The following is a 17174-nucleotide window of genomic DNA, read 5'->3' as shown; positions in this document are numbered from 1 at the left end:
AGCGATCAGGCAGGTCAGTACCGTCGCAGAGCTAGTGAGGCCAAGGTGATTGTTATCGGAAGAGCGAGACAGAATTGAAGATTTTGCGAGTGGCTAACAGCCCCTTCGCGAGCAAGCCCGCTCCCACACTGGCTCTACGCCGCACACAGAATGTGTACTTTGCGCAGATCCAATGTGGGAGCGGGCTTGCTCGCGAAGGCTATCTGTCAGGCAACAAACGACTCGGTTCAATCCACCTAGCCGCGTTGCGCCTCAGCTTCTTCATGCGCATGACGCAAACGCTCACGGCTGTTGGTCAGGTGCAAGCGCATCGCCGCCCGCGCCGCATCGGAATCCTGGCGGGCAATCGCGTCGTAGATCTCTTCGTGCTCACGGCTCAGGCGACCCATGTAGTGCTGCTGATCGTCATGGGCCAGGCGCGCCGAGTTGAGGCGCGTGCGCGGAATGATACTGGTGCCCAGGTGGGTCATGATGTCGGTGAAGTAGCGGTTGCCGGTCGACAGCGCGATTTGCAGGTGGAACTGGAAGTCGGAGGCTACCGCATCGCTGGCGTGGGCCGCGCTTTCGTTCAACGCGTCCAATGCGGCACGCATCAGTGCCAACTGCTCGGGGCTGCGGCGTTGTGCGGCAAGGCCGGCGGATTCCACTTCAAGGCTGATCCGCAGTTCCAGAATCGCCAACACATCACGCAGGGTCACCACGGTCGCCGGGTCGATTCGGAAACCGCTCGGGCTCGGCGTGTCCAGCACGAAAGTGCCGATGCCGTGGCGGGTTTCCACCTGCCCAGCCGCCTGCAAACGGGAAATCGCTTCGCGCACCACGGTGCGGCTGACGCCATGGGCATCCATGATCGCCGACTCGGTGGGCAATTTGTCGCCGCGCTTGAGGTGGCCGTCGCGGATCTGCTCGGACAGCACCGTCACCAGTTCCTGTGCGAGGCTGCGGCGCTTGCGAGGGAGGCGAGGTGCGTCGATCGGGTTTTCCATGGTGAACGTCTTTCTCGAAAAATTCGGCTGAAATCGCATCATATCTCATGCGGGTTGTACGATCACCGATGTCATCGCCTGATCGCTCAAACCCTTGTAGGAGCTGCCGCAGGCTGCGATCTTTTGATCTTGAAAAATCAACGTCAAAAGATCGCAGCCTGCGGCAGCTCCTACAAGGGCGGCGGTGTTCAGGCGGTCACGGCTTGGTCCACCAGGTGGCCATTGTCGATACGAATATGCCGCGGATGGAAACGCTTCAGGCTGCTGCGATGCCCGACGCTGACGATGCTCAGCCCCGGCAATTCATCGATCAACGCCTGGTACAGCGACGCTTCGTCCTCTTCGTCCATCGCCGAGGTCGCTTCGTCCATGTACAGCCATTGCGGTGCGTACAGCAGCGCACGAGCGAAAGCCAAACGTTGCTGCTCGCCCGGCGACAACATCCGCTGCCAGTGATTGGCTTCATCGAGACGGGCAACAAGGTGCGGCAATCGGCAGGTTTCCAGCACATGAACGTAACGCTCATGCGGATACGTTCCGCCAGCCTGTGGATAACTCAGTGCTTCCCGCAAGGTGCCAATCGGCAGATACGGCTTTTGCGGCAGGAACAGGTAACGCGCCGCCGGCAGGCGAATGCTGCCGTGCCCCGCCGGCCACAAATGCCCCATCGCCCGCAGCAAGGTCGACTTGCCGCTGCCGGAACGGCCGCTGAGCATGACGCGCTCGCCTTCCTCCACGGTCATGTCGGCGTTGGTCAGCAGATGGCGACCATCGGCCAGGTCGAGGCCCAGGTTGTGAATTTTCAGTTCCGAGCCTTGATTCTGCACGTCGATGGCAGGCGGGCGTTCTTCGTTATCCGTCATCGCCTGACGGAAGCTGAGCAGACGATCGCAGGTGGCGCGCCATGAGGCGAGGTTCTGGTACGCGGTGATGAACCAGCTGAAACTGTCCTGGACATTGCCGAATGCCGAGCTGATTTGCATCAGCTCGCCCAGTTCGATCTTGCCGGCCAGGTATCGCGGCGCAGCCACAATGAAGGGGAAGATGACCGCAGCCTGTTCGTAACCGGAGGTAAAGAAGGTCAGGCGCTTGGACACCTTCATGATGTCCCAAAAGTTATGCCAGACCATTGAGAAACGATTGCTCAAGCGGCGATTCTCATTGCTCTCGCCGTTGTACAACGCAATGCTTTCGGCATTTTCGCGAACCCGCATCATGGAAAAACGCAGGTCGGCTTCGAAGCGTTGTTGCCGGTTGTTCAGGCCGATCAGGCGACGACCGATCATATGCGTCAGCCAGCTCCCCACCACCGCATAAACCAGTACGCACCAGAACATGTAGCCGGGAATGGTCACACCGAACACTTCGACGCTGCCCGACACCCCCCACAGAATGATCGAGAACGACACAAGGCTGACGACATTGCGCAGCAAGCCGATGCCCAGACTCAAGGTGTCGGAGGTGAAGTTGTTGAGGTCTTCGGAAATCCGCTGGTCCGGGTTATCGGTGTAACCGCCCTGCTCCAGCTGGTAGTAATTCTTGTCGCCGAGCCAGCGGGCGAAATGCTTTTCGGTGAGCCAGGCCCGCCAGCGGATGGTCAGCATCTGGGTCAGGTAGAGCCGGTACACCGCGCCGACAATCGCCACCGCCGCAATCGCGCAGAAATACAGAATCAGTTGCCAGAACGCCGCTTCGTCCTTCTTTTGCAGGGCGTTGTAGAAATCCTTGTACCAGGTGTTGAACCACACCGAGATCCCTACGCTGATCAGCGACAACGCAATCACCGCGATCAGCAGCGTCCAGGCCTTGACCCGCTCTTCACTGCGCCAGTAAGGCGTGATCATCGCCCAGACTTTGCGAAAAAACTGCCCGCGCACCGCATCGTTGACCGCGGAATATTCAGCGTTCTGGTTCATGGATAAGGCTCGATAAAGAAAAGAAAACGCACGAACCGATCATAGATGATCGGTTCGGTTTGTCGCGAGGAGCGGCCGGCATTCGTTCAGCGCAGGTTCAGCGACGAACCGGGCGCTTCTGCAGTTTGCGCTGCAGCGTGCGGCGGTGCATGCCCAAGGCGCGGGCCGTGGCAGAGATGTTGCCTTCGTGTTCGGTCAACACCCGCTGGATATGCTCCCATTGCAAGCGGTCGACCGACATCGGGTTTTCCGGCACCAGCGTGTCGAGGTCGGCGTGTTCGGAAAGCAACGCGGCCAGCACGTCATCGGCGTCCGCCGGTTTGCACAGGTAATTGCAGGCGCCGCGCTTGATCGCCTCGACGGCGGTCGCAATGCTCGAATAGCCGGTGAGGATCACCACGCGCATTTCCGGGTCCAGCTCCAGTAGCTTGGGCAACAGCACCAGGCCGGAGTCGCCGTCCATCTTCAGGTCCAGCGCGGCGTAATCCGGCAGGTCGGATTGAGCGATGGTCAGGCCTTCTTCGGCGGAGCCGGCGGTGCTGACACGGAAACCACGGCGGGCCATGGCGCGCGCCATGACGCGGGTGAAGGTTGCGTCGTCGTCTACCAGCAGCAAATGCGGAAGTTCTTCGCCTTCGCCTTCGACTTGGATCTCGTCACTCATGTTCGTCTCCTCGGGCGACACGGGGCAGGCGCAGCTCGGTGAGCGTACCGCCTTCCTCATGACTGTAGAGTTTCACTGAGCCGCCGGCGCGTGTCACGCTGGCCTTGCTCAAAAACAGGCCCAGGCCGAAACCTTTGCCCTTGGTGGTAAAAAACGGTTTGCCGATTTGTTCGGCGATGGCCAGCGGCACACCGGCGCCGTGGTCGCGAATGCTGATGGTCAGATCTTCGGTATTCCAGTCCAGCGTCACTTGCAGCCCTTCGGGGCACGCGTCGGCGGCGTTGTTGAGCAAATTCAGCAGCGCCTGGGTCAAGTCCGGCGGCGGTGCCATGCGCGGCACCGTGCCCTGGCCCAATCGCTGGAAGCGATAGCTGGCCTCCGGGCGCATCAGGTGCCAACGGTTCAGCGCTTCGTCGAGCCAGTCGGTGACGTCCTGCATTTCCACCGCCAGACGACGGTTGGCCTCCGCCGCCCGAACAAGCTGTTGCAGGGTCTCTTTGCAGAGTTTGACTTGATCCTGCAACACGCTCAGGTCGTCCTGCAACAGCGGGTCGGGATGGTCCTGACGCATTTCCTTGAGCAACACGCTCATGGTCGCCAGCGGCGTACCCAGTTCATGCGCAGCGCCCGCGGCCTGAGTGGCAACCGCCAGCAACTGCTGATCGCGCAGGCCTTCTTCGCGACGGATGGCGCGCAACTCTTCCTGACGCCGCAGTTCTTCGGCCATGCGCGCAGCAAAAAAAGTGATCACCGCTGCGGCCAGGGCGAAACTCAGCCACATGCCGTAGACCTGCAGGTTTTCCCGAGCGATCGGGAAGGTTTGCAACGGATAGAAGCGCGCCAGCAGCAAGGTGTACATCGTCAACGCGATGCCAGACAGAATCACCGAATAACGCCATGGCAGCGTCACGGCGGCGATGGTCAGCGGCACCAGGTAATAAGAGACGAACGGGTTGGTCGAACCACCGGAGAAGTACAGCAAGGCACTGTGGATAAACAGGTCGCAGGCCAGTTGCACGGCGTATTCAAGCTCGGTGACCGGCCATGTTGTGCGCAGGCGTATCGCAGTGAACGCGCACAGCAACATCGAGCAACCGAGGGTCGCGGCCAGTTGAAACCACGGCAGCGGCAGCAAATCGAGCCAGTAGGCCAGGCCCACGGACCCGGCCTGGGCCGCCAGCACCAAGGTGCGGATGAACGTCAGCCGCCAGAGGTTCTGGCGAGTCGCGGAAGTGATTTGAACGGCGGCGAGCATGAGCTCTCCTGATGAGCGCTCCAGGCGGATCGCACGGAGTATAACCAAGCCACGGCGTCAGAAGCGAAAGTGCGGCAAACGACCACAGCCTATTGACCATCACACATCCCCTGTAGCAGCTGGCGAAGGCTGCGTTCGAGCGCGAAGCGGTCGTAAAACCTGAGCCCACATTGTTTCAGGTAAAACAAGTCAACCCAATTGCGACCGCTTCGCGCTCGAACGCAGCCTTCGGCAGCTGCTACATAGGACGATCGATCTGTATAGAAGTTGTAACTGTGCGAACCGGATCATTAAAGCTAGAGTCTGATGGTTTCACGCAGGCTCGGACCTAACCCCTGCGCATCGTCCAAGGAGTTTTCATGCACACTTTCCGCCGCAGCGCCGCCCTCCTCGCCCTCAGCGCTGGCACCGTCGCCAGCCTTCCGGCCCTGGCCGCCGACGAGCTTCACTACAACCAGATATCCCTGCGTGCCGAAGTCAGTCAGGAAGTCGCCCGCGACCTGATGATCGTGACCCTCTACACCGAAGAACAAAACACCGACCCGGCCAAGCTCGCCGCCGATGTCAGCACCACCATGAACAAAGCGCTGGCCCAGGCCAAGCAAGTCAAGGACATCACCCTGCGCCAGGGCAGCCGCAACAGCTACCCGATCTACGACACCAAGGGCCAGAAAATCACCGGCTGGCGTGAACGCGCCGAATTGCGCCTGGAAAGCTCCGACTTCGCCGCGCTGTCGAAACTGACCGGCGAACTGCTCACCGACCTGAAAATGGGCGGCATGGACTTCGCCATCGCCACGCCAACCCGCAAGGCCAGCGAAGACGCCTTGCTCAAAGACGCCGTCACCGCCTTCAAGGCCCGCGCACAACTGGCGGCCGACGCTTTGGGCGGCAAGGGTTACAAAATCGTCAACCTGAACCTCAACAGCAACGGTTATCCACAACCGTACATGCGCGGGCCGATGATGATGAAAGCGGCCAGCATGGATGCAGCACCAGTGACCCCGGAAGTTGAAGCAGGCACCAGCCAGGTCAGCATGACCGCAGATGGCGCGATTGAAGTGTTGATGCCTTGATTCGATAATCCCGTACACAAAAACGGCGACCACCAACGTGATCGCCGTTTTTCATTGCCCCCACGAAATCGCCACACTGTAGGAGCTGCCGCAGGCTGCGATCTTTTGGCGTCTGTAAGATCGCTGAAGATCAAGGTCAAAAGATCGCAGCCTTCGGCAGCTCCTACAGGGGATTGCGTCGACCCCATCAAAGATTGGTCGGCTGTCAGGCCGCCTTCGCGAGCAGGCTAGCTCCACAAACAGCAGATCGGCATACAGCTTTTGATCTTCAACACTCAAGGCCGAGCGTTAGCTCGCCTGTAGCTTTTGATCTTGACGCACCGCCCCCACGGAGCAGGACCGGAGCGAGGCACCGAACGAAAGGGGTAAGAGCCCTTGGTTACTTGGGGCTCTTCCAAGTGACCCGCCGTCAGGGCGGAACCTTGAGTAGCCGTTACCGCAGCAATGGATATGTACACCTGACAAGAGAATGGTCGGCTTTAAGGCCGCCAAGATCGAAAGATCGCACCCTTCGGCAGCTCCTACAGGGGACAAGTCGTATATCTGAACAGAGGGGTACACCTCTAAAACAGGTATTTCCGCGAATCCTGCCAACAACGCTACTCTGAGGAAAATACCGCCGCACAAGCCCCCGGGGACTCCATGGAAAGAACCACCGTCAAACCGCTTCTGCTCGCCCTCGCCCTTACCACCTGCGCCCCAATCGCCCAAGCGGCCACAACCTTGGTCTACTGCTCCGAAGCCAGCCCCGCCGGATTCGACCCCAGCCAGTACACCAGCGGCACCGACTTCGACGCCTCGGCCGAAACCGTATTCAATCGCCTCACCCAATTCAAACGCGGCGGCACCGAAGTCGAGCCCGGCCTGGCAACGAGTTGGGACGTCAGCCAGGACGGTCTCAGCTACACCTTCCACCTGCGCGAAGGCGTGAAATTCCACACCACCGATTACTTCACCCCGACCCGCGATTTCGACACCGACGACGTACTGTTCACCTTCAATCGCCTGCTCGACCCGGAAAATGCCTTCCGCAAGGCCTACCCCGCCGAGTCGCCGTACTTCACCGACATGGACCTGAACAAAACGATCAAGAGCGTCGACAAAATCGACGACCATACCGTGCGCTTCAGCCTGAACAACATTGATGCCGCCTTCGTGCAGAATCTCGCCATGAGCTTCGCCTCGGTGCAGTCCGCCGAATACGGCGCGCAGTTGTTGAAAGAAGGCAAAGCCGCCGACATCAACCAGAAACCCGTGGGCACCGGGCCGTTCGTGTTCAAGCGCTATCAGAAGGACTCGCAAATCCGCTACGCCGGTAACAAGGCCTACTGGAAACCCGAGGACGTGAAACTCGACACCCTGATCTTCTCGATCACCCCGGACGCCGCCGTCCGCTTACAGAGACTCAAGGCCGGCGAATGCCAGGTCAGCGGCTACCCGCGCCCGGCAGACATCGAAATCATGGAAAAAGACCCGAACCTGCGCGTGCTCAAGCAAGCCGGTTTCAACCTCGGCTTCCTGGCCTACAACGTGACCCACCCGCCGCTGGATCAGCTCAAGGTCCGCCAGGCCCTGGACATGGCCATCGACAAACCGGCGATCATCAAGGCCGTCTACCAGAGCGCCGGGCAACTGGCGCAAAACGCCCTGCCGCCCGCGCAATGGTCGTTTGACCCGAACATCAAGGACGCGCCGCATGACCCGACCAAAGCCAAGGCGCTATTGAAAGAAGCAGGGGTTGCACCGGGTACCACTATTAATTTGTGGGCCATGACCGTGCAGCGTGCGTCGAACCCCAACGCACGAATGTCGGCGCAGATGATCCAGCAGGATTGGGAGAAAGTCGGGATCAAGGCCAACATCGTCAGCTATGAATGGGGCGAGTACATCAAGCGCGCCAAGAACGGTGAACACGACGCGATGATCTACGGCTGGACCGGGGACAACGGGGATCCGGACAATTGGCTCGGCGTGCTCTATAGCTGCGCCGCGGTGAAAGGCAGCAACTACGCCAAGTGGTGCGACCCGGCCTACGACAAACTGGTGCAGCAAGCCAAAGTGTCGACCGACCGTGAGGAGCGGGTCAAACTTTACCAGCAAGCGCAAAAAATCCTTAAACAACAGGTGCCTATCACCCCGATTGCGAACTCGACGGTGTTCCAGCCTTTGCGCAAGGAAGTCACCGACTTCAAGATCAGTCCCTTCGGCCTCACCCCTTTCTACGGTGTGAGTATAAATAAGTAACACCGCGCTCCAACCGGGTGCGCCAAACGCCCCGGTTGCCCCTTCCCAGTGCGGCGTCTGCACCGAAAAAAGCGCGCGCAAACGGTCAAATGCGCGACAATTTATACATATGCGACATTAAGGTACGTTCGTACTACTGTTTAAGACTTGTGGTCGCTCTGGATCTTGCAATGGGTATGGCCCCTGCATAAGTATCCGCAGGTCGACTCACGAGGTCGTCCTATAATTCCAAAAATGACAACAAATCATGAGGCCAACATGCTTAAACACGCGGTCATTCCGTTATTAGTCAGCGCAGGCTTGTTAGCTAGCGCACCCTTCGCCCAAGCCGCGACTAACCTGGTGTTCTGCTCCGAAGGGAGCCCGGCCGGTTTTGATCCAGGTCAGTACACCACCGGAACCGACTTCGACGCCTCTGCAGAAACCATGTTCAACCGCCTGACCCAGTTCGAGCGCGGCGGCACCGCCGTGATTCCTGGCCTGGCGACCAGCTGGGACATTTCCCCGGACGGCCTGACGTACACCTTCCACCTGCGCGACGGCGTCAAGTTCCACACGACCTCGTACTTCAAGCCGACGCGTGAGTTCAACGCCGACGACGTGCTGTTCACCTTTAATCGCATGATTAACAAGGATGATCCGTTCCGTAAGGCGTACCCGACCGAATTCCCGTACTTCACCGACATGGGGATGGACACCAACATCACCAAGATCGATAAAGTCGACGAGCACACCGTCAAGTTCACGCTTAAAGAAGTTGATGCCGCGTTCATCCAGAACATGGCCATGAGTTTCGCTTCGGTCCAGTCTGCCGAGTACGCTGCCCAGCTGCTCAAGGAAGGCAAAGCCGCCGACATCAACCAGAAGCCGGTCGGCACTGGCCCGTTCGTGTTCAAGAGCTACCAGAAAGACTCCAACATCCGCTACACCGGGAACAAGGACTACTGGAAGCCTGACGACGTCAAGATCGACAACCTGATCTTCGCCATCACCACCGACCCGTCGGTACGCATCCAGAAGCTGAAGAAGAACGAGTGCCAGATCACTCTGTTCCCGCGTCCGGCCGACCTGAAGGCGCTGAAAGAAGACAAGACCCTGAAAGTGCCTGACCAGGCTGGTTTCAACCTGGGTTACATCGCCTACAACGTGATGGACAAGGTCAAGGGCAGCACCGAGGCAAACCCGTTGGCCCAACTGAAAGTGCGTCAGGCACTGGACATGGCCGTCAACAAACAGCAAATCATCGACTCGGTTTACCAGGGTGCAGGTCAACTGGCCGTCAACGCCATGCCGCCAACCCAATGGTCTTATGACACCACCATCAAGGACGCCAAGTACGATCCTGAGAAAGCCAAGGAGCTGCTCAAGGAAGCCGGCGTCAAGGAAGGCACCGAAATCGTTCTGTGGGCGATGCCGGTACAGCGTCCGTACAACCCGAACGCCAAGTTGATGGCCGAAATGTTGCAGTCCGACTGGGCCAAGATCGGTCTCAAGGTCAAGATTGTCAGCTACGAATGGGGCGAGTACATCAAGCGCTCCAAAGGCGGCGAGAACCAGGCAATGCTGATTGGCTGGAGCGGCGACAATGGTGACCCGGACAACTGGCTGAACGTGCTGTTCGGCTGTGATTCGCTGCAAGGCAACAACTTCTCCAAGTGGTGCGACAAGAAGTTCGACGGCATCGTTAAAGAAGCCAAGCGCACGACCGACCAGGCCAAGCGCACCGAACTGTACAAGCAGGCGCAACACGTCCTCAAAGATGCTGTTCCAATGACACCTATCGCTCACTCGACGGTGTTCCAACCTATGCGCAACAACGTGCAGGACTTCAAGATCAGCCCGTTTGGCTTGAACTCCTTCTACGGTGTTAGCGTCAGCGACAGCAAGTAAGGTGCTGCAACGGCGACGTCCTTGACGTCGCCGTTGCTTTATCTACCGAGAAAGTAGGAATCCACCTACATCCAAATCCACTGCGTCTTACAGCAGAGGGTTAGGACGCGTTGCCATTTCCTACGAGTCTTTAGGACTCTACGTATTTACTGCCGGCCCCGTGGCTCATACCGTCGGGATCTGACCAGTTCATGCGTGGGTCCTCGGTTTTGCTGCACGCAATGGTTTGAGATCAATGCCCCCTCCTCGTCCCCGGACGAGATGGCGGCGCATTGAAAAACACTTGAGAACGAGAAAAGGGAGCGTCATGCGCCATACCTTGGTTTTATCCGCATTGTTGGGCACCGGCCTGCTGGCCGCCACTTCCATCAGCCAGGCCGCCAATAACAGCCTGGTGTTCTGCTCCGAAGGCAGCCCTGCTGGCTTCGACACCGCGCAGTACACGACCGCGACCGATAACGACGCCGCCGAGCCGCTGTACAACCGTTTGGCAGAGTTTGAAAAAGGCGCCACCAACGTCGTACCAGGCCTCGCAACAAGCTGGGATATTTCCGAGGACGGTCTCAAGTACACCTTTCACCTGCGCGAAGGGGTGAAATTCCACACCACCCAATACTTCACGCCGACCCGTGATTTCAACGCCGATGACGTGCTGTTCACGTTTAATCGCATGCTGGATCCACAGCAACCTTTCCGTAAGGCTTATCCGACCGAGTTCCCGTATTTCAACGGGATGAGCCTGAACAAGAACATCGCCAAGGTCGAAAAGACCGGGCCGCTGACCGTGGTGATCACGCTCAACAACGTAGACGCCGCGTTCATCCAGAACATCGCCATGAGCTTCGCCGCGATTCTGTCCGCCGAATACGCCGACAAACTGCTGGCCGAGGGCAAACCGAGCGACATCAACCAGAAGCCGATCGGCACTGGCCCGTTCGTGTTCAAGAGTTATCAGAAAGATTCCAACATCCGTTACACCGGCAACAAGCAGTACTGGGACCCCAGCCGGGTCAAGCTCGAGAACCTGATTTTCGCCATCAACACCGATGCGTCGGTGCGGGTGCAAAAGCTCAAGGCCGGCGAGTGCCAGATCACCCTGCATCCGCGCCCTGCCGACGTGACCGCGCTGAAGAACGACCCGGCACTCAAGCTCATCGAGAAGCCCGGTTTCAACCTCGGCTACATCGCCTACAACGTGCGCCACAAACCGTTCGACCAGCTCGAAGTACGCCAGGCGCTGGACATGGCGGTGAACAAACAAGGCATTCTCAACGCCGTTTACCAAGGCGCGGGGCAACTGGCGGTCAACGCAATGCCGCCGACCCAATGGTCCTACGACGAGACCATTAAAGACCCCGCCTACAACCCGGAAAAAGCCAAGGAACTGCTCAAGGCTGCCGGCGTGAAAGAAGGCACCGAAATCACCCTCTGGGCCATGCCGGTCCAGCGTCCGTACAACCCCAACGCCAAGTTGATGGCCGAGATGCTCCAGGCTGACTGGGCGAAGATCGGCCTCAAGGTCAAGATCGTCAGCTACGAATGGGGCGAGTACATCAAGCGCACCAAGAATGGCGAGCACGACATCAGCCTGATCGGCTGGACCGGTGATAATGGGGACCCGGACAACTGGCTCGGCACGCTTTACAGCTGTGACGCCATTGGCGGCAACAACTACTCCATGTGGTGTGATCCGGCTTACGACAAGCTGATCAAGCAGGCCAAAGTCGTCACCGACCGAGACCAGCGCACCGTGCTTTACAAACAGGCGCAACAGTACCTCAAGCAGCAGGTGCCGATTACGCCCGTCGCCCACTCGACGGTTAACCAGCCGTTGAGCGCCAAAATCGAGGGGTTCAAGGTGAGCCCTTTCGGTCGCAACGTGTTCTCGGGCGTCAGCATAGAAAAATAACCGATTAGCCAAGAACCCTGGGGGCGGATTCCGCCCTCACGCAAGCGTATTGCCGTAATTCGCCCATTCGGCTTATAGCAAACGTTTGCGATGCCTGAATGAGTTCTAAACCAATAGCCGGATCACAAAAAAAGACCGGCATAAAAAAAAGAAAGAAAGGAGCTTCACCCATGAAACTGAGCAGCACTGCGTTATTGGCTTTGGCCATCAGCAGCATCACCGCCACGGCTTACGCAGAAACCCAGAGCCAGGCTTTCGTTCCGACCCAGTTGGCAAGCACCAACTCCCAATCGGAAGCCACAGGCTTCGTCGAAGGCCAGAGTCTGTCGGGCACTACCCGTAACTGGTACGCCAACGAAGACAAACAGCGCGGCGGTACGTACACGTACGAACGCCACGGCCAAGAGCTGACGGGCTCCCGTCGTATAAACTGGGTTCAGGGCACCATCCTGAACTACACCTCGGGCTTCACCCAAGGCACCGTGGGTTTCAGCACCGAAGTCGCTGCTTACAACGCCGTTGCACTGGACCGTAGCCGTGAAGACATCAAGGGCGGCTCCAACCGCACCCTGGCTCACTCCGACGGTAATGCCGTGGATCAGTGGAGCAAACTGGGTCTGGCCAACGTCAAGGCACGTGTTTCCAACACCACCCTGACCGCCGGCCGCATGAACTTCAGCAGCCCTATCGTCGACGTCATCGGCAACCGTCCTTTGCCTTCGAGCTTTGAAGGTGTGGCCATCCACAGCGAAGAGTTCGACAACCTGTCGTTCGACCTCGGCACCTTCGACCGCGTATCGCCGCGTACCGAGCAAAGCCTGTCGAAGTTCCGCTCCGAATACACCAACAACAGCGCCGAAACCGACCACGTAAATACCGCAGGCCTGAACTATCAGCCGCTGAAAAGCCTGAAAACCAGCTTGTACGCCACCAACGTGGAAGACTTTTGGAACCAGTACTACTTCGGCGCCACTCACGAACTGGGCGACAGCTCGGTCCTGAGCCTGACGACCGGCCTGAACTACTACAAAACCGTCGACGAAGGCAAAAAGTTGATGGGTGATATCGACAACGACACCTACTCCCTGTCGTTCGGCCTGACTCACCAGGCTCACAGCCTGACCTTCTCCTATCAGGAAGTGAACGGTAACGAGTACTTCGACTACCTGCACGAAACCAACGGCATCTACCTGGCCAACTCCCTGCTGTCCGACTTCAACGGCCCGAACGAGAAGTCCTTCCAGATCGCCTACGGTCTGAACATGGCCGAATACGGCGTGCCTGGCCTGAAGTTCAACATCTACCAGGCTCGCGGCTGGGGCATCGACGGTACTCACTACACCGGCACTGCCTACGACGTGAACAAAATGGACGGCGAACACCATTACGAGTACGGCATCGGTACTTCGTACGCCGTGCAGACTGGCCCGCTCAAGGCCACCACTGTTCGCGCGACCTACACCACGCACCGCGCCAGCGAATTCCAGGCTGATGGCAACATCAACGAGTTCCGTCTCGTGACCACAATCCCGTTTAAAATCTTGTAAAAACGCCAACCGACGGCTGACTCATGACGAGTCGGCCGTTCGTCTTTTTCGCTCAACTGATTGCAGAGGGTTCTTGATGAAAATGCTTCCCCTACGTGCGGCCATCGCGGCTGCGTTGCTGAGTGTCGCTGTTGGCGTCGCTGCCAAACCGCTGGTGGTGTGTACCGAAAACAGTCCGGAAGGCTTCGACACAGCCCTGTACACGACTGCAGTCACAGCCGATGCCGCGGCGGAAACCATCTTCAACCGCCTGGCGGACTTCAAGCCCGGCACCACTGAAGTGATTCCGGCGCTGGCCGAGTCCTGGGACATCAGCGAAGACGGCCTGAGCTACACGTTCCACCTGCGTAAAGGCGTCAAGTTCCACACCACCGAATACTTCAAGCCGACCCGCGACATGAATGCCGACGACGTACTCTGGAGCTTCCAGCGTCAGCTGGACCCGAATCACCCGTGGCACAAACAATCGAGCGTGGGCTTCCCGTACTTTGAAAGCATGGGCTTCAAGGAACTGCTGAAAAACGTCGAGAAAGTTGACGACAACACCGTCAAGTTCACGCTGACCCGCCGCGAAGCGCCGTTCCTGGCCGACATTGCGATGGCGTTCGCCTCGATCTACTCCGCCGAGTACGCCGACCAGTTGCTCAAGGCCAACAAGACCGGCGAACTGAACAATCAGCCAATCGGCACCGGCCCGTTCGTGTTCCAGCGCTACAGCAAGGACGCACAAGTGCGTTTCAAGGCCAACCCGGATTACTTCCGTGGCAAGCCGCCGGCTGACGCGCTGATCCTGGCCATCGCTACCGACAACAACGTGCGCCTGCAAAAGCTGAAGGCCAACGAGTGCCAGGTCGCGCTCTATCCTAAGCCGGATGACATCCCGAGCATCAAGAAAGACACCAACCTGAAGGTTGATGAGTTGAACGCGATGACCGTTTCGTACATCGCCATGAACACCTCGCACAAGTACATGAGCGATGTGCGGGTGCGCAAAGCCATCGACATCGCCTTCGACAAAGAAGCGGCGGTCAACGCGCTGTTTGGCAAAGGTAACGCCACCGTCGCCGTAAACCCGTACCCTGACACCTTGCTGGGCTACAACCATAAACTGACCAACCCGCCCCACGACCTGGACAAGGCTCGCGCCCTGCTCAAGGAAGCCGGCGTGCCGGAAGGCACCGTGTTAACCCTGTTCACCCGCAACGGTGGCGGTGCGACCAACCCGAACCCGATGCTCGCCGCGCAGATGATGCAGGCTGACCTGGCCAAGGTCGGCATCAAGCTCGACATCCGCGTCATGGAATGGGGCGAAATGCTCAAACGCGCGAAAAACGGCGAGCACGACATGGTCGCCGCCGGATGGGCGGGCGATAACGGCGACCCGGATAACTTCCTGACGCCTATGCTCAGTTGCGAGGCGGCCAAAAACGGCGAAAACTATGCGCGCTGGTGCAATGACAAGTTCCAGGCGCTGATCGATCAAGCTCGGGCTAAAGTTAACCCGGCGGAACGCGCAGCGTTGTATGAGCAAGCCCAGGAGATCTTCAATCAAGACCAGCCATGGATCAGCTTGGCACACACCCGTATGTTCACCGCAATGCGCAAAAACGTAGAGGGCTATAACATTAGCCCGCTCACCACAAATAACTTCGCCACCACCCAGGTGAAGTAGATAAGAAAACTCCCGGTGTCCCTGACTCCAGGGACACCAGGCACGCCTAACCGGCTGATGAGGTACACCACAAGATGTTTAGTTTTATTGCCCGCCGATTGGGGTTATTGATCCCCACGTTCTTCGGCATCACCTTGCTGACTTTCGCGTTGATTCGCATGATTCCTGGCGACCCCGTGGAAGTAATGATGGGCGAACGTCGAGTCGACCCCGAAATGCATGCTCAGGCAATGGAACGCCTTGGTCTTAACAAACCGCTGTATGCCCAATACCTGGACTACATCGGCAAACTGGCCCACGGCGATCTCGGAGAATCGCTGCGGACCCGTGAAAGCGTATGGAGCGAATTCAAGGTGCTGTTCCCCGCCACCTTCGAGCTGTCGATGGCGGCCCTGTTATTCGCTGGAGTTCTCGGATTGCTCGCCGGCGTCATCGCCGCCTTGAAGCGAGGGTCCCTGTTCGACCATGGGGTCATGGGCATCTCCCTCACGGGATACTCGATGCCGATCTTCTGGTGGGGCCTGATTCTGATTATGTTTTTCTCGGTCAGCCTGGGCTGGACGCCGGTTTCCGGGCAGAACGACCTGCTGATCGACGTGGAGCGCAAGACCCACTTCATGCTGATCGACACCTGGCTCAGCGATGAACCGGGCGCGCTGCTCGACTACCTGCATCACTTGATCCTGCCGGCCATCGTGCTGGGCACCATCCCGCTGGCAGTGATTGCGCGGATGACCCGCTCCTCCATGCTCGAAGTGCTGCGTGAAGACTACATCCGTACCGCCCGTGCCAAAGGCCTGTCGCCGGCACGCGTGGTATTCGTCCACGGCCTGCGCAACGCGCTGATTCCGGTTCTGACAGTGGTCGGCTTGCAAGTCGGCACGTTGCTGGCCGGTGCGGTCCTGACCGAAACCATCTTCTCCTGGCCAGGCATTGGCAAATGGCTGATCGAAGCCATTGGCGCCCGGGATTATCCCGTGGTGCAAAACGGCATCCTGCTAATTGCCTGCATCGTGATTCTGGTTAACTTCGTCGTGGATATCCTCTACGGCTTTGCCAACCCACGCATTCGTCACCAGCGCTGAGATCAACACTAATGAGCACTCCAACCTCCTCAGTAGCAGTCGATCAAAGCCTGCTGTATCCGTCACCGTACAAAGAGTTCTGGCACGCGTTTGCCAAGAACAAAGGTGCGGTCGCCGGCCTGATGTTCTTCAGCCTGATCGTGTTTTGTGCACTGTTCGCCCCTTGGGTGGCACCGCATAACCCGAGCGAGCAGTACCGCGATTTCCTGCTGACACCTCCGGTCTGGCTCGATGGCGGCCAATGGCGCTTTTTCCTGGGGACCGATGAACTGGGTCGCGACTTGCTGTCACGCCTGATCCAGGGTTCGCGGCTGTCGCTGCTGATCGGCCTGTCCTCGGTGGTCATGTCGTTGATTCCCGGGATCATCATGGGCCTGCTGGCCGGCTTCTTCCCGCGCATCCTCGGCCCGACCATCATGCGTCTGATGGACATCATGCTGGCCCTGCCGTCCCTGCTGCTGGCCGTGGCGATTGTCGCCATCCTCGGCCCTGGCCTGATCAACACCGTGATCGCTATCGCCGTGGTGTCCCTGCCGTCCTATGTTCGTCTGACCCGCGCCGCGGTGATGGGCGAACTGAACCGCGACTACGTGACCGCTGCGCGCCTGGCCGGCGCCACGCTGCCGCGCCTGATGTTCATCACCGTGCTGCCTAACTGCATGGCACCGCTGATCGTTCAAGCGACTTTGAGCTTCTCCTCGGCGATTCTCGATGCTGCGGCCCTGGGCTTCCTCGGCCTCGGCGTACAACCGCCAACCCCTGAGTGGGGCACGATGCTGGCTTCGGCTCGCGACTACATCGAACGCGCCTGGTGGGTCGTCAGTCTGCCTGGTTTGACCATTTTGCTCAGCGTGCTGGCAATCAACTTGATGGGCGACGGTCTGCGCGATGCGCTGGACCCGAAACTCAAGAACGCCGCCTGAGGAGATT

The 17174-nt window shown here is 58.8% G+C and carries 12 protein-coding genes; 8 read left to right on the top strand and 4 right to left on the bottom strand.

The genetic code is table 11. The features are described 5' to 3' along the window. Window positions 1–236 precede the first annotated feature (236 nt). The 4 genes from ACA052_RS04010 to ACA052_RS03995 all read right to left on the bottom strand — a co-directional run bounded on the left by ACA052_RS04010 (window position 237) and on the right by ACA052_RS03995 (window position 4821). The gene (locus tag ACA052_RS04010; RefSeq protein WP_178129625.1) at window positions 237–986 is read right to left on the bottom strand and encodes a FadR/GntR family transcriptional regulator; all 750 of its coding nucleotides are present in this window, start codon (window positions 984–986) and stop codon (window positions 237–239) included. A 188-nt stretch (window positions 987–1174) separates the two neighbouring features. After that, window positions 1175–2902: an ABC transporter ATP-binding protein/permease gene (locus tag ACA052_RS04005; RefSeq protein WP_497648499.1), complete on the bottom strand. Its 1728-nt coding sequence runs from the start codon at window positions 2900–2902 to the stop codon at window positions 1175–1177. 97 nt (window positions 2903–2999) lie between these two features. Continuing rightward, window positions 3000–3566: a response regulator transcription factor gene (locus ACA052_RS04000; protein ID WP_497648498.1), complete on the bottom strand. Its 567-nt coding sequence runs from the start codon at window positions 3564–3566 to the stop codon at window positions 3000–3002. Beyond that, a complete protein-coding gene (locus ACA052_RS03995; protein ID WP_497648497.1) occupies window positions 3559–4821 on the bottom strand; it encodes an ATP-binding protein in 1263 nt (420 codons plus the stop codon). Before ACA052_RS03995 ends, ACA052_RS04000 begins: the two co-directional genes overlap by 8 nt. A 359-nt stretch (window positions 4822–5180) precedes the next feature. Between ACA052_RS03995 and ACA052_RS03990 the strand changes: the two genes are divergently transcribed. The 8 genes from ACA052_RS03990 (at window position 5181) to ACA052_RS03955 (ending at window position 17167) form a co-directional block, all read left to right on the top strand. Continuing rightward, complete coding sequence (locus ACA052_RS03990) at window positions 5181–5897, top strand: SIMPL domain-containing protein (RefSeq protein WP_497648496.1); 717 nt, start codon at window positions 5181–5183, stop codon at window positions 5895–5897. A 642-nt stretch (window positions 5898–6539) separates the two neighbouring features. Beyond that, window positions 6540–8141 (top strand): ABC transporter substrate-binding protein, encoded by a 1602-nt coding sequence (locus ACA052_RS03985; protein ID WP_497648495.1) that lies wholly within the window; start codon window positions 6540–6542, stop codon window positions 8139–8141. 258 nt (window positions 8142–8399) lie between these two features. After that, window positions 8400–10031: an ABC transporter substrate-binding protein gene (locus ACA052_RS03980; RefSeq protein ID WP_497648494.1), complete on the top strand. Its 1632-nt coding sequence runs from the start codon at window positions 8400–8402 to the stop codon at window positions 10029–10031. 307 nt (window positions 10032–10338) lie between these two features. After that, entirely contained in the window at window positions 10339–11940 is a 1602-nt protein-coding gene (locus ACA052_RS03975) for an ABC transporter substrate-binding protein (protein ID WP_497648493.1), read from the top strand. A gap of 170 nt (window positions 11941–12110) precedes the next feature. Beyond that, window positions 12111–13487 (top strand): OprD family porin, encoded by a 1377-nt coding sequence (locus tag ACA052_RS03970; protein WP_497648492.1) that lies wholly within the window; start codon window positions 12111–12113, stop codon window positions 13485–13487. Between the two features lie 76 nt (window positions 13488–13563). Continuing rightward, on the top strand, window positions 13564–15159 hold the full coding sequence (locus tag ACA052_RS03965) for an ABC transporter substrate-binding protein (protein WP_497648491.1): 1596 nt from the start codon (window positions 13564–13566) through the stop codon (window positions 15157–15159). A gap of 74 nt (window positions 15160–15233) precedes the next feature. After that, window positions 15234–16244 carry an ABC transporter permease subunit gene (locus tag ACA052_RS03960; protein ID WP_258697577.1) on the top strand — a complete coding sequence of 337 codons (1011 nt, stop codon included), beginning with the start codon at window positions 15234–15236 and terminating at the stop codon, window positions 16242–16244. An 11-nt stretch (window positions 16245–16255) separates the two neighbouring features. Beyond that, entirely contained in the window at window positions 16256–17167 is a 912-nt protein-coding gene (locus ACA052_RS03955) for an ABC transporter permease subunit (RefSeq protein WP_497648490.1), read from the top strand. The last annotated feature ends 7 nt before the right edge of the window (window positions 17168–17174 follow it).

The organism is Pseudomonas sp. LBUM1644, assembly GCF_059716195.1.
The sequence above is the reverse complement of the archived record's forward strand: the minus strand, read 5'-3'. Positions and strand labels throughout refer to the sequence as shown.

Bases quoted from the DNA above. Each gene is read 5' to 3' on its own strand.
- ACA052_RS04000 (WP_497648498.1), bottom strand. From the start codon at position 3,566: ATGAGTGACGAGATCCAAGTCGAAGGCGAAGGCGAAGAACTTCCGCAT.
- ACA052_RS04005 (WP_497648499.1), bottom strand. From the start codon at position 2,902: ATGAACCAGAACGCTGAATATTCCGCGGTCAACGATGCGGTGCGCGGG.
- ACA052_RS03970 (WP_497648492.1), top strand. From the start codon at position 12,111: ATGAAACTGAGCAGCACTGCGTTATTGGCTTTGGCCATCAGCAGCATC.
- ACA052_RS03995 (WP_497648497.1), bottom strand. From the start codon at position 4,821: ATGCTCGCCGCCGTTCAAATCACTTCCGCGACTCGCCAGAACCTCTGG.
- ACA052_RS03960 (WP_258697577.1), top strand. From the start codon at position 15,234: ATGTTTAGTTTTATTGCCCGCCGATTGGGGTTATTGATCCCCACGTTC.
- ACA052_RS03975 (WP_497648493.1), top strand. From the start codon at position 10,339: ATGCGCCATACCTTGGTTTTATCCGCATTGTTGGGCACCGGCCTGCTG.
- ACA052_RS04010 (WP_178129625.1), bottom strand. From the start codon at position 986: ATGGAAAACCCGATCGACGCACCTCGCCTCCCTCGCAAGCGCCGCAGC.
- ACA052_RS03990 (WP_497648496.1), top strand. From the start codon at position 5,181: ATGCACACTTTCCGCCGCAGCGCCGCCCTCCTCGCCCTCAGCGCTGGC.
- ACA052_RS03985 (WP_497648495.1), top strand. From the start codon at position 6,540: ATGGAAAGAACCACCGTCAAACCGCTTCTGCTCGCCCTCGCCCTTACC.
- ACA052_RS03955 (WP_497648490.1), top strand. From the start codon at position 16,256: ATGAGCACTCCAACCTCCTCAGTAGCAGTCGATCAAAGCCTGCTGTAT.
- ACA052_RS03980 (WP_497648494.1), top strand. From the start codon at position 8,400: ATGCTTAAACACGCGGTCATTCCGTTATTAGTCAGCGCAGGCTTGTTA.
- ACA052_RS03965 (WP_497648491.1), top strand. From the start codon at position 13,564: ATGAAAATGCTTCCCCTACGTGCGGCCATCGCGGCTGCGTTGCTGAGT.